General features: G+C 41.9%; 7 protein-coding genes. 4 read left to right on the plus strand and 3 right to left on the minus strand.

What is annotated here, in order from left to right; translation table 11 throughout:
- Positions 1–21 precede the first annotated feature (21 nt).
- Genes BacF7301_RS17910 through BacF7301_RS17925 form a run of 4 tightly spaced genes read left to right on the plus strand, consistent with a single transcriptional unit; the run spans position 22 to position 4,290 of the window.
- The gene (locus BacF7301_RS17910) at positions 22–1,425 is read left to right on the plus strand and encodes an aldo/keto reductase (protein WP_167964938.1); all 1,404 of its coding nucleotides are present in this window, start codon (positions 22–24) and stop codon (positions 1,423–1,425) included.
- Positions 1,425–1,844, plus strand: a complete 420-nt coding sequence (locus tag BacF7301_RS17915) for a DUF1893 domain-containing protein (RefSeq protein ID WP_167964940.1) — start codon at positions 1,425–1,427, stop codon at positions 1,842–1,844. Before BacF7301_RS17910 ends, BacF7301_RS17915 begins: the two co-directional genes overlap by 1 nt.
- 29 nt (positions 1,845–1,873) lie before the next feature.
- Positions 1,874–3,763: a TonB-dependent receptor plug domain-containing protein gene (locus BacF7301_RS17920; RefSeq protein WP_167964942.1), complete on the plus strand. Its 1,890-nt coding sequence runs from the start codon at positions 1,874–1,876 to the stop codon at positions 3,761–3,763.
- 14 nt (positions 3,764–3,777) lie between these two features.
- Positions 3,778–4,290: an ECF transporter S component gene (locus tag BacF7301_RS17925; RefSeq protein ID WP_167964944.1), complete on the plus strand. Its 513-nt coding sequence runs from the start codon at positions 3,778–3,780 to the stop codon at positions 4,288–4,290.
- 114 nt (positions 4,291–4,404) lie between these two features.
- On the opposite strand, the gene BacF7301_RS17930 is transcribed toward BacF7301_RS17925, so the two are convergent.
- The 3 genes from BacF7301_RS17930 to BacF7301_RS17940 form a co-directional block, all read right to left on the minus strand.
- On the minus strand, positions 4,405–6,402 hold the full coding sequence (locus tag BacF7301_RS17930; protein ID WP_167964946.1) for a RagB/SusD family nutrient uptake outer membrane protein: 1,998 nt from the start codon (positions 6,400–6,402) through the stop codon (positions 4,405–4,407).
- A gap of 12 nt (positions 6,403–6,414) precedes the next feature.
- The gene (locus tag BacF7301_RS17935; RefSeq protein WP_167964948.1) at positions 6,415–9,684 is read right to left on the minus strand and encodes a SusC/RagA family TonB-linked outer membrane protein; all 3,270 of its coding nucleotides are present in this window, start codon (positions 9,682–9,684) and stop codon (positions 6,415–6,417) included.
- 796 nt (positions 9,685–10,480) lie between these two features.
- A complete protein-coding gene (locus BacF7301_RS17940; RefSeq protein ID WP_167964949.1) occupies positions 10,481–14,491 on the minus strand; it encodes a hybrid sensor histidine kinase/response regulator transcription factor in 4,011 nt (1,336 codons plus the stop codon).
- Positions 14,492–14,537: the final 46 nt, after the last annotated feature.

Below are 14,537 nucleotides of genomic sequence, written 5' to 3' on the forward strand. Positions count from 1 at the left end.
TTAATAAATCAGTATAAGATTATGGAAGAGAAAAATAAAAAAGACATAAACAGAAGAGATTTTATCAAAATCGTAGGTATCAGTGCAGCCACGTCTACCGCCCTGCTATACGGATGCTCTTCAAAAAACAACTCGGCTTCTACCAGTGCTACGGGAGAAGGGGAGATACCTACTGACAAAATGACCTACCGGACATCTCCGACTACGAGCGACCGTGTTTCACTTTTAGGATACGGTTGTATGCGCTGGCCGCTCAAGCCGGCTCCGGATGGTAAGGGAGAAGTCATTGATCAGGATGGCGTTAACGGATTAGTCGATTATGCGATTGCCCATGGAGTGAATTATTTCGATACATCTCCAGCTTACGTACAAGGCTTTTCAGAGAGAGCAACGGGTATTGCATTGAGCCGCCATCCCCGTGATAAATATTTTATCGCTACCAAGCTATCCAACTTTTCCCCGGACACATGGTCGCGTGAAGCATCACTTAAAATGTATCATAAGTCATTCGCCGAACTTCAAGTTGACTACATCGACTATATGCTGCTTCATGGCATTGGCATGGGTGGTATGGATGCCCTCAAAGGACGGTATCTGGATAACGGCATACTCGATTTCCTGATAAAGGAACGCGAAGCAGGGCGTATCCGTAATCTTGGCTTTTCTTATCATGGAGATATTGAAGTATATGATTACCTGCTTTCACGTCATGATGAAATTAAATGGGACTTCGTACAGATACAGCTCAACTATGTGGACTGGAAGCATGCGAAAGCAACTAACGCCCGAAATACCGACGCCGAATACCTGTATGGTGAACTGCACAAGAGAGGGATTCCGTCTATCATTATGGAACCGCTTCTGGGTGGGCGTTTGTCTAAGTTGAATGACAACTTGGTGGCACGTCTCAAGCAACGCCGTCCCGAAAACAGTGTCGCTTCCTGGGCGTTCCGTTTTGCCGGCTCATTCCCGGATATACTGACTGTATTAAGCGGCATGACTTATATGGAACATCTGCAGGATAATCTTCGTACTTATTCTCCTTTGGAACCGCTGACGGATGAAGAAATGGAGTTCCTCGAAGAGACGGCACAGTTAATGCTGAAATATCCTACCATTCCCTGCAATGACTGCAAGTATTGTATGCCTTGCCCGTACGGACTGGATATTCCGGCTGTTCTCCTGCATTATAACCGTTGCGTCAACGAAGGTAATGTGCCTAAGAACGGACAGGATGAAAACTACGCCAAAGCCCGTCGCGCATTTCTCGTCGGTTATGACCGCAGCGTGCCGAAACTTCGTCAGGCTAGCCATTGCATAGGATGCAACCAGTGTGTGGCACATTGCCCGCAAAACATAGATATACCCAAAGAGTTGCATAGGATAGACCAATTTGTCGAACAACTGAAACAAGGAACTTTATAATGGAAGAATTAATCAACTTATTACATAGCGGAGGATATTCCTGCGTGATTGCCAACAAAGGAAAGGTACGTACTTTTACCCAACGCGGGGTGGCCGACTTATATGATTTGCTGACTCAGGAACCAGAGTTCCTGAAAGGAGCTGTGATTGCCGATAAGGTTGTCGGAAAAGGGGCTGCCGCTCTGATGATTTCAGGTGGTATAAAAGAGCTCTACACGGATATTATCAGTTCTAAAGCTATGGACTTGTTTCGAACATTGGATGTAAAAGTCGGTTTCGGGCAGGAAGTACCTTTTATCTGGAACCGCGACCACACGGGATGGTGTCCTGTAGAAACGATGTGTAGTGAAGAAGAATCTATTGAAGCTATTTTACCGATGATTCATGACTTTCTTGAGAAAGTCAGAAGTAAAAAGTAAAAGAAAGAATCAGATACACGGAATAAAATATGAGAAAAGATACAACTTGTCTGTTTCTGCTCGCCGGTCTGCTTTCTGTTCCGGGAGTGGCACAGAATAAAAAAGACAGTACACAGTTCCGAAGAAACTACGTCATTGACGAGGTAGTAGTCACGGGAACACGGAATGAAACGGATATACGTCATCTTCCGATGACTATCTCCGTAGTAGGGCGGCAACAGATTGAGAAAAGGTACGAACCCTCTCTTTTACCGTTGCTGACGGAACAGGTTCCGGGATTGTTCACTACCAGTCGCGGTATCATGGGATATGGCGTCTCCACCGGAGCGGCGGGAGGCATGAGCCTGCGGGGTGTCGGCGGCAGTCCTACGGCAGGATTATTAGTTTTAATAGACGGTCACCCGCAGTATATGGGACTGATGGGGCATCCGATAGCAGATGCTTACCAATCTATGATGACGGAAAGGGTAGAGGTTTTACGCGGCCCTGCATCCGTGCTTTACGGTTCGAATGCTATGGGAGGAGTTATCAATATCGTCACCCGCAAGCAAGAGGAAGAGGGGATAAATACCAATATGCAAGTAGGATATGGTTCATATAATACATTGCAGACCGAGTTTTCCAACCGTGTGAAAAAGGGACGTTTCAGCAGCATCGTAACCGGTTCTTACAACCGGACGGACGGGCATCGTCCTGATATGGAATTTGAACAATACGGCGGATATGCAAAACTGGGTTATGAGATAAGCTCTTTTTGGAAACTAGCGGGTGATGTCAACGTCACTCATTTCAATGCTTCCAACCCCGGAACGATTCAGGTTCCACTTATCGACAATGATTCGCGTATCACTCGTGGAATGACTTCATTCGCATTGGAAAATCATTATAACAATACATCGGGAGCATTGAGCTTTTTCTATAACTGGGGACGGCACAAGATAAACGATGGTTATCAGTCGGGAAAAGAACCGCAGACAGCGCATTTCAATTCTAAAGACAAGATGCTGGGCGTATCGTGGTATCAGAGTGCGACTTTCTTTGCCAGCAATCGTATTACGGCAGGGTTTGATTATCAGCATTTCGGTGGTGAATCGTGGAATAAAGTGGTAGCTACGGGCGAACGTAAGCCGGGAGTTGACAAACAACTGGATGAATTTGCAGGATATGTTGATTTCCGTCAGGACATAAACAATTGGTTTTCATTGGATGCTGGTATCCGTGTAGACCACCATTCTCATGTAGGCACAGAATGGATACCACAAGGAGGATTAGCATTTCATCTGCCGAAAAGCGCGGAACTCAAAGCAATGGTAAGCAAAGGATACCGTAACCCGACGATTCGTGAAATGTATATGTTCGCCCCTGCCAACCCTGAACTGCAACCGGAAAAACTGATGAGTTATGAACTTTCCTATTCGCAGCGTTTACTGGACGGGGCATTATCTTATGGAGTGAATCTTTACTATATCAATGGTGATAATATAATAATGTCAAACGGACTGGTTCCGCCATTGAATATCAATTCCGGGGAAATCGAGAACTGGGGCATCGAAACCAATATCAATTATCACGTTAATTCGCATTGGAATGTCAACACCAATTATAGTTGGCTGCATATGGAGAATCCGGTTCTTGCCGCTCCCGAACATAAACTGTATGCGGGAGTCGATTATTCTTCGGGGCGTTGGAGCGTATCGACGGGGCTGCAATATGTGAAAGGGCTTTATACCTCTGTCACCAAAGAGCGTGAACAACAAGAAGAATTTGTTTTATGGAATCTTCGGGGGAATTATCGTGTGTGCCGTTTCGCCAATCTCTTTGTGAAAGGGGAGAACCTGCTTGCGCAACGTTATGAGATAAATGCCGGCTATCCTATGCCGAAAGCTACATTCATGGGTGGTATTAATTTGAACTTTTAAATAATAAAATGAATATGGAATCAACTAATGTAAAACTCTATTCGCTGAACTACAACAATGTAAATACCTATTTGGCAGCCTCGCTATTTATCATTGGCAATATGCTTTTTCCCCAACTCTTTCATCTCATTCCACAAGGAGGAATAACTTGGCTGCCAATCTATTTCTTTACGCTAATTGGTGCGTATAAATATGGTTGGAAAGTAGGACTGCTGACTGCTATCCTTTCGCCCGTTATAAACTGTGTACTCTTCGGAATGCCAATACCGTCTGCATTGCCTGCCATCTTATTGAAATCCGTATTGCTGGCTGTTACTGCCGGATGGACTGCACGACATTCAGGACATATTTCCATCCCTCTTCTGGCAGGTGTAGTACTTACATACCAAGTCATAGGAACATTAGGGGAATGGGCTTACATCGGCAACTTCTATAAGGCCATTCAGGATTTCCGTATCGGTATTCCCGGGATGTGTCTGCAAGTATTCGGCGGTTATTTATTCATTAAATACCTGATTCGCAAATAATAATATAACTTCTGATTAAGTAAAAAAGAGTCTGGCATCAACCGATACCAGACTCTTTTTTGAATTTATACACTTCCAATCAGTTACTTATTGAAAGTATCGCTACCTATTGATTTATTCGAGGGCAGTACCCCCCACTTTCGTCGGCCAGTACGGATTTTGGTATATAACGGAATTATCAGTACTATTATCGGGAGATGCCAGTCTCATTTCATTGATTGCAACAGGTTTCAGATAGTTGGCCTTAGCCCAGGTATATCCGTCATACACCTGATTGTTAATCTTCACTTTACCGAAAGGACGGATATACTTAAACTCCCTGGATGAAACATTGGAAGTCGCGTCATCAGGATCATCCTTTATAGTCACACCCTCCGGAAGTTCATAAGTCTTGTATGCTTCTTCCCAAAAATTATATCCTTCCGGGATGAACTTCCTGGTAAGAACACCATCCCATGCTCTCCAACGTACCAAGTCATCCCAACGCATTCCTTCCCCGATAAACTCACAACGGCGTTCACGGCGGATATTATATAATGTTGCGTCCACCTCATATGAACCTGGATGAGCTGCCAGGTCTGTCTCTTGATTCATGTCCGTTTTGGCAATAGTTGTCCGGAAACTACCTGTTATTCCCGCACGATTGCGTATGGCATTCCAATAACTTTCCGCCTTGCCGTCAACTTTATTATAACGTAGATAATATGCTTCCAGATAATTAAGATATGCTTCAACTCCACGGAAAACGATGCATCCCGTAGTGGACTGCGACTGACCGGAAATTATCTGCTTATTGTCATACGTCAGGCATTTACGAATTCTATAGCCTGTATTGTCAGATGTCTGCGCTTCCAGTGATATGACATTAGGCTGCTTGAACTCTTTGAGTGCGGCAGGTTCTGTAGAACTGGACGGAAGCATATCCTTTTCACCTAAGACAAATAGTTGCAGACGGAGATCACGCTTCTCTTTCACGTCCATAATAGTTTTGTCTCCCTTATATTCGTCCGATTTATAATAAGGACTTCCGTCTTCCATGACAAAGCAATCAACAAAACTTTTCAACATTCCATTATTACCGCCGCTAAAGATATAAGCCGGTGCACCGTGAGTAATCGACACCCCACCACTATTCATGTATTGCTTCCAGAAAAGTACTTCCGGATAACCGCTCATATCTTCATCCGCAAACATTTCAAAATATGGATTCCAACCTGCAATTCCTGCTATGCTTTTCGGATTGGTTACGCCTGTATTGCCGGTCAACGTTACATTATCAGCTACTGCTTCGGCTGCTTCCATTGCCTGCTCCAAGAAATAATTGACTTCATTGTCCATATTGGTGGAGAAATCAGGATGTACTCTCTTTCCCGGCCAAGTCTCGTCACCCGGAACACGCCCCGTCCCCTTGTGATACTTCTCGAATGTAGCTTCATATAAAGCGACACGTGATTTGACCAACAAGGCACAATTCCTTGTCAACCGGGTTTTGTTACCCGAAATATCATCTGACATATATTTGGCGGCAGAATCCAATTGGTTAATGATAAAACGCGCGACAAGATTGCGTGGCTGCCGGACTGATTTTTCTATTAGTACAGGCTGTTCATCCGGCAATACTTCAGTTATAATCGGAAAGTCCCCGAATAATTTCAATTTGTTATAATACACCCAAGCACGTATAAAATACATCTCACCGATATAGTGCAGATTCTGCGACCGGTTGCCTTCAATCTTTCCGGCATCAAATTTGGGAAGCACTGTTTCGAAGAAATAATTGCAATAACGGATTTGACCGAAATCCCAGTCACCTCCTGTATTGGGTACACGCCATTGGTCTTTCTCAAAATAGGTTGAAGAATATCCGCCGACCACCATGTTATCAGTATTCTGGTCATTGTTTACCGTACCGGCTCCCCATCCGCTATGAGTTTTAAAAAGATCGTTGTATTTCGAGATACTGTAAGCAGCCAAGTGGTCTGTTGTATTAAAGTATTCCTGCGGGGTAACTTGATCCAGAGGTGCCATGTCAAGAAAATCATTGCAAGACGCAAATGATAATATTCCACCTGCTCCTACAATTGTCCGTAATATAATATGTTTCAGTTTCATAAGCTTTAAAAATTAGAAGTTAACATTTAAACCCACAGATATGGTACGCTGCAACGGGTAGAGTTTACCGTTGTTTGCGTCATAAGTACTTTCCAATGCTTCCGGATCAAAGATATTGGACATATGAGAGAACGTCAATAAGTTGTCGCCGGATACATATATACGAACTGAGGACATACCTGCTTTTTTCGTCCAACGGTCGGGTAATGTATAGCCGAGTTGGATGTTTTTGAGGCGGCAATAAGCGGCATTCTGAAGATATCTGCTTTGTACAGCCATATTCCTAGAGTCGCTTTTCAAGACACGCGGATAATAAGCTCCTGTGTTAGCTCCCAACGGATCACCCTCCGGACGCCAAAAGTCCCAATGCTCCTTGAAGCCGGTAGCCTGCCATTCATCTACTCCATTAGCTCCCCAAAAATAAGGACCACTCATATAATAATCGCGTTTTGCCACTCCTTGCAGGAAGATACGGAAATCAACGCCCTTCCATGCAGCGTCAAGCGTGATGCCATATTTGAAGCGGGGTGTATTATTACCTAAAATCACACGATCACCCGGTTTCTCTTTGGTATTGTCACCTGTCGAAATAACCCCGTCATTATCCACATCTTTATACATAATATCTCCGGCTCCCCACTTGCTGCCTAAAGAGGACTGGTCGACCTTTGCCAGATGAGCATCCATTTCCTCTTGTGTCTGTGCGATACCGACAGTCTCATATCCCCAAATTTCACCTTTCATCATACCCGGATAATAGGCTTCGGAAAGTTTATTGTTATCATTAGGATAACGGGTGATTTTCTGCTGGTCATCAGCCAATGTAAATTTAGCTCCATAAGAAAAGTCGCCAATCATATCCCTCCATCCCAGTTCGAGTTCAAAACCGTATGATTTCATATCAGCATTGTTAATCTTCGGCGGAGTAGCTCCCAATGTGGCGGATAATTCGGGAGCCGGGCCGATCATATCGTACGTCCAGCGTACAAAGTAGTCGAATGAACCTGTCAGGCGGTTATTAAATAATCCCCAATCCAGACCGATATCCCATGTTTCGATGGTTTCCCATGTTTTTAATGTCGAAATGATTCCCGGCAAATTGGCATAATTGGGTCTTTTCCCGTTAACGAGCCAATTATAATCCGTACCTTGAGGCATTGTCTGATAGAAAGGATACCATGCGTCTTTGGTATCCGTATTGCCCAGTTGTCCCCATGATCCTCTCAGTTTCAGCACATCAATATGCGCTTTGTCTGCTATATTGCGGAAAAAATCTTCACGCGCTATATTCCAGCCGACAGACAAAGAGGGAAAGAATCCCCAACGTTTATCGCCGATAAAACGGGATGAACCGTCATAGCGGCCGTTCAGCTCAATTAAATAACGTTCTTTATAATTGTAGTTGATACGTCCGAAGAAACCTGCCACACCATTATGGGCGTATCCTCCTGAAGTAGTCGGAGCTTCGGTTGCCGTATTCAATGTAGGAACGGAATTGGAAATCAATGTATTTTTCTGTCCGGACAAACTTCTGGTTTTATACAGTTCGGCATTGAAACCTGCCATCACCTTAAAATAATGCCCGCTTTCATATTGCTTGAAATAGTCCGAATAGATATTTGTACTGTAATAGTTCTCCTTGTAATTATATTCGTTGACTACCGAACTTCCGGCACCATAACCACCCCATGCGATCGAATACGGATTTCCGTCTCCGTCATGTGAGTATATAGGCAGTACTTCCCAATGCTCGTGCTTGTTTTCTGTCCTCAGTGCACCTTCGACATTGATTGTCCAGTTCTTGATGGGCTCAAATACCAACTGTAATTGTTGGGTATTCAAATCCTTCTGGTTCTTTTGTCTTCCACCGTCTTCCAGTTCCGTAATTTCCACGCCCGACATCGGATAGCCGTTCGGATCATAAGCGGGACAAGTCGGCCAACGGCGGGCGATGTTATGGAAGAACAACCCCGTCAGATAAGAAGGACGGTCAAAATCTTCGCGAGTCCATTTAGTGGAATAAGTTACTTTAAACCAGTCGGCGACTTGTGCCGTAATACTACTGTTCATGGTATAGCGCTGCAAATTATCTTCGCCATGACGCAACAGACCGTTCTGGTCTAAAAAACTACCGCTCAACGAATATTGTATTTTCTCGTTTCCACCGGAGATACTCAGGTTATGTTCCTGAGATGGCACCCAATCATTATAGAACTCTTTAAACCAGTCAGTATCAGCATTTGCTCCACCATAATTGTTCCAACGATTATTATTCGGGTTAAGTGTTGTGACGGTCGAAATTTTTCCATCCTGATAATCCTTTATTTTCTGGAGTTGTTCCGCAGAGAAAGGAGCTTCTCCGGAACGTCCTGCATTTTCTGCTGCACGGTTGAAATATTGGGCAAAAGTATAAGAGTCCATCATTTCTGGAACCGAAACGGCATCACTGAAACGGACATTGCCATTATAGCTGACTCTGGCTTTACCTGCCTTTCCTTTCTTCGTCTGAATCAGAATAACGCCGAATGCCGCACGGGCACCGTAAATAGAAGCGGAAGCCGCGTCTTTCAAAACAGAAACAGTTTCGATATCATTAGGATTCAAGGAATTAAGATTCCCCTCAATTCCGTCAATCAATACCAATGGGGAAGAACCCGAACCGTCACCGATAGTTCCCGCACCACGAATATTAAAACTCATGGAGCCGTCCAGTGAACCGCCTTCACTTCCTACTGTGAAGTTAAGACCCGGCACGGTTCCTTGCAGAGCCTGAGCTACATTAGTCACAGGCCGTGCGGCCAACACTTTAGAATCGACCATGCCTACTGCACCGGTTACATTGATTTTTTTCTGTGTTCCGTAGCCTATTACTACCACTTCGTCGAGCTGTTCCGAATCTTCTTTCATGGTGATTGTCAGGGGTGTTCCTTCTGCTTTCGTCTGAATGGTCTTATAACCAATGAATGAAAGTATAAGTGTAGCTCCTTTGGGGGAATCAACCGTGAATCGTCCGTTCAAGTCAGTTATAGTGCCGGTGGTAGTACCTTGCACTTTCACAGAGACTCCAATAAGCGGCTCTCCGTTTTCATCAACTACAGTGCCGGTAGTCTTTACGTTTTGCTGCTGTGTAATGGCAGTCTTATGCATTTCATTAGTATTATCGGTCACTGCATTCATTGGTTGTGCACAACACAACAATACAGTAGCAACCACTGCCATTTTCAAGCAATACATTTTCCGCACTTTTATAAAAGCCGGATTTGGGTTAGTTTTTCTTGTCATACTTTAATTTGTTCAGTTAGACATTAGTTAGATTTAAATTTTGAGAATTTCATGATGCGGTAGTTAACATCATGTTTGATAAATACGTGTTCAATCTTCCATAGGCGTTTTAAAGTTTATATTTAAGTTGTAACTTGAAGGCGGCCGGAAGTTATAGTTGATATAGATAAGTTCCTGATGAACTTAGGCAAATAACTAAAAAGAGAAGGGGAAAAAGGTAGTGAAGCTGATAGAAAAAATAGAAAGATTAAACCGTATAATAAATTACATCTTTTCAAGTAAGAATACATTTAAAAGAAGATCTATTTTGCTACCAACAAATTATTTTTCAAGCATTATTATGGTCAAATTTTAATATGAATGAAGTTTCTCGCACATATTTTTTTTATATTTTATGCCTTATACTTGTGTTTTATTAGATTTTATTCTACTTTTGTGCACATAATACTCCAATAATGAGTGTTGAATTTATTATTATTAACATTGCTTGAATGGCAAGTCGTTTTTATAGAATAGGATATTTGCCTAAGTTCATCAGGAACTTAGGCTTTTTGTTTTAAGAATAACAAATACCATTACACCCATCTTTGTTGATTTTAGACATTCACAGCATTATATTATTCATATATCTGATATTGTCGTATCATAAGCATAAAAAATGAATATAAAAAAAGATATATTCAACCGGTAGAAAATCAGGGGTACAATCAAAAACCTGTTTTTATAGTAGTGTGTTAAATAGATAGCCCCTTGAAAGTTACTCATTCCACTTTCAGGGGGCTATTTGAAACAAATATTATTCGTTTGCGTCATCATCCGTTTCGTCTTCATCCTCTTCCAAAGTGACAGGAGAGATGCTTCCCCCGCATTTTGCATATTGGCTCGGACTCATCTTATAGTGCTTCTTAAATACTTCCCGGAAATATTTGCTATCGGAGAATCCGGTTATGTCAGAAATTTCACTAATATTATGCTGTCCTTCTTTTAAAAGCACTGCAGCGCGTTTCACACGGGTAAGTTGAATAAAACCATTTGGGGTATATCCGGTTAATGTTTTCAGCTTGTTATAAAAACTTGTACGTCCCATGCCTTGCAATTCACAGAGCATACCCACACTGAGTGCTGTATTATCAATATTATCTTCGATGTGTTTCTTTACATCCGATATGAATTTCCAGTCAAGACAATTTGTTCCTTTAGCTGATGGAACCATTGACTGCATATCTGTTTCCAAGCTCGCGTATCTGCTACGTAGCAATGCCCGGTTGGTCAATAGATTCTTGATGCTCTCTTTCAATATTGTCACATTGAAAGGCTTGATTATATATTCATCCGCCCCAATCGACAGTCCTTCAAGAATATCTTTTTCTTCTCCCAATGCCGTAAGCAGCAATACCGGAATATGTGAAGTCTCAATATCATTCTTTATAGCAACACATAGCTCATCACCTCGCATTTCGGGCATCATCACGTCAGTAAGGACAAGTTCCGGCCAAAATTCTTTTATGATAATCAGAGCTTCCTTACCATTGACACAAGTCTGTACATTATACAAAGGAGAAAGTAAATTAACCAGGTAGGAACGTAACTCATCATTATCCTCTACAACAAGGATACGCTGTAAATCCCCATTATTAGCAGCATTGGCGATACTTTTAAACGTAGCCGGAGCAGTCAGTTCCGGTGTTTCCAATGCAGGTTCAGGGGCGGATTTCTGATTCGGCTTCTGAAGAGCCCTATTGTCTTTCTGAAAAACAATCTTGACAGTAGTTCCCTGATATTCGGTACTTTCTATATTGATTTTTCCATTATGAAGACGAACCAACCTATTCACCAGCATCAACCCTATGCCACTACCCGTTACTTTGGAGTTAATGGCATTGCTGGCACGAAAATGCAGTTTGAACAACTTATTTTGTTCAGCAGAAGGAATCCCGATGCCGGTGTCACTTATCACCACTTTCCACGAGTCATTCGTATCGGAGACAAAGACACTGACCTTCCCGTTTTCCGGCGTATATTTTAATGAGTTCGATATTATATTTTTCAGAATAGAATCCATCTTTTCTTTATCGAACCATACATTCATATAATTGAAAGTGCTTTCGTAAGTAAAATCTATATGTTTGATACTGGCATAATTGGTAAATGCGGCACACACTTCTTTCATATAAGTATTCAACTCATATTCGGATATATATAACTCGGAAGAATATACGTCAGCACGTTCAAAATTAATAAGGTTACTAGTCAGTCTCAAAAGAGAATCTACATTCCTCAACGCAGTCTTTGTACGGGTTACCCCAATCTCTGTAAGAGTCTCCTCTTCGAGCAATTCTTCCAAAGGCGCCTTTATCAAAGTCAGCGGAGTACGTATGTCATGAGCTGTATTGATAAAAAATTGCGTTTTTTCATCTGATATTTTCTTTTGCTTTCTCAGGTTCATCGTACGTATAATGAAAGAGATTCCCCATATTATAAACAAGACATAACACAAGATTGCCCACCAACTAGACCAGAAAGGTTGCGTAATAATGATCTTCATCGCACGCTCCTCAAAGACGACATCATGTTCCTCTCTGGATACCGCACGCACGCGAAGCGTATATTTTCCCGGTGGCAGATTGGTGAAACGAATCAGATTTGTTGCTCCCGGTTGTGTCCATTTCTCATAGAATCCTTCTAATTTCCAGGAATAAAGCGCATTCCCCGGAGAATCGTAATTGACAGTGGAAACATTAAGGGAGAAAGTATTTTGATTATATTTCAACTTCAACACTTCTGTGTCGTTTATACATTCCTGCAAAGGGGAGTCCTCGCTACCCGGATAGACAGGTAGATAAGAAATATGAAAATCGCTGAATATCATCTTTGAAAACTTATAACGGGGGAACTTGGCATTTTCAGGAATTTCGATAACACCGTCCGTACTACCGAAAACAAAACTTTTATTTTTGCGTAGTGTACCCGAAGCGGCATTAAAATAAGCGGGTAGTAATCCTTCTCCTCTGGTCCAGTTATGAAAGTTCTTTTCTTTGGTGAAGAAACATGTGACCCCATTCTCCGTACTCATCATAATACGTCCGTCCACTTCCGGCAATATCGTGAATATCCGGTTGGAGACTAATGCCGAATTATCCGTATAGTAGTGATCAAAAGTATGGTTCTGTACATCGTACACAAACACTCCCGCGCCATTTGTGCCTATATATAACAAGCCGTTGTCAGCCTGATAAAGTGAATTGATATAAGTCGCTCCCATCTCTGCTTCAATATATTGGTATTGGCCGGAATCTCTATTCAACAAATACAATCCGGCAGCCGTGCCAATCCACATATGTTCCTTGTCATGCTCGACAATAGAAGTGATAGAACTCACTCCGGGATACAAACGCACCTTTTTGGTTTCCCAATCAATACATTTCAAGTTATAATATCCGCCCGACCATATTTTACCTTTCGAGTCCTTTATCATATCACGAATATATTTATCCGGACGCATATTGACAGAAGTGAGTAGGGAAGGGGAGAAGTATTCGACAGATAATGTATGCTTGTTTATTTTATAGATACCCGAAGTGTAGCCACCTGCCCAGATAATGCCGGGAGATACTTCGCACAAAGTAATAAAGATATGATTCTTATCTTTCAATTGTTCGTCAAAAGAGCTCAGGAATGAGTGCCACTGCCCTGTTGTTGAATTATAAAGGCTAATGCCGTTACTGGTGCCAAACCATAAATCACCCTCACTGTCTTCAATCACGGCATGTACCTGATCGTTGATTAATGACTGTTTATTTCCCATGGCATGCTTCAACCAATGGTAATTTTCATATCGGTAATCTATTATCGTAATGCCAGTCGGGTAATTGGCAAGCCATATCCGCTTATCTTCATCAACAAAAATATCATTGATATTATTACCATTCATTTCATTATAACTATGATAGTTTGCCACAATGTAATGTTCCAGTTTACAAGTATTTATGTCGATCTTATATACTCCCATTCCTTCTGTTGATATTAATAGCTGCGACTCGTCCAATGGAAAGATACAAGTTATATTTACATCACTTAAATCGGCTTCGGGTTTTAGTATTTCCCGGCTATTCATATCATATACGAACATTCCCCTCTCAAATGAACCGATAAACAATCTTTTTAATGCTTGATGATAATACAGTTCGTTTACCTGTGCATGAAAATAGTCAAGCGTTTCAACAGGAATAATTTCCAATTCACCGTTTTCCAGCTTGGCATATCGGATTCCCGTTTCTGTCGCTATAAAGAAATGGTGCTCGTCCACTTGTGTTATTGCTGTTATATTGCTATGCAGTATATTGGGGAATTGGACTATCCGGGCGTCTCCGGCATTATAAAGCAATATGGAATGCTTATGACATAACCATATATTATCATTGTTGTCCATATAACCATAACTAATCGTTTCCAGGCTATTCGGCAACTTATACACCATTTTAAAGTCGTCATATTTTAATTCATATTGGAAAATCCGTCCCTGTTTGCCAATGACCCATGTCCCTATATGAGGCCTGGTATATATCCACCCCAAATGGATGGGAGCTTCAAGCGTACTGTCATCCTTATTTAGTTTGTAATGCTTTATGTCCTTACCGTTATAACGATCCATACCTTCATCGGTAAGAAACCACATATATCCCTGATCGTCTTTTTGGATACTGAATATTCTCCGGTTGCTCAATCCATCTTCAGTTCCTATATATTTGTATGTTTGTGCAGTGACCCAAATAGGAAAAAAGAAAAGAATATAGATAATGTATTTCATATCAGTATTTGTTTTATACAACTTCCAATGATAACAGTCAACGAAA

Source organism: Bacteroides faecium (genome assembly GCF_012113595.1).
GTDB classification, from domain to species: Bacteria; Bacteroidota; Bacteroidia; order Bacteroidales; family Bacteroidaceae; genus Bacteroides; species Bacteroides faecium.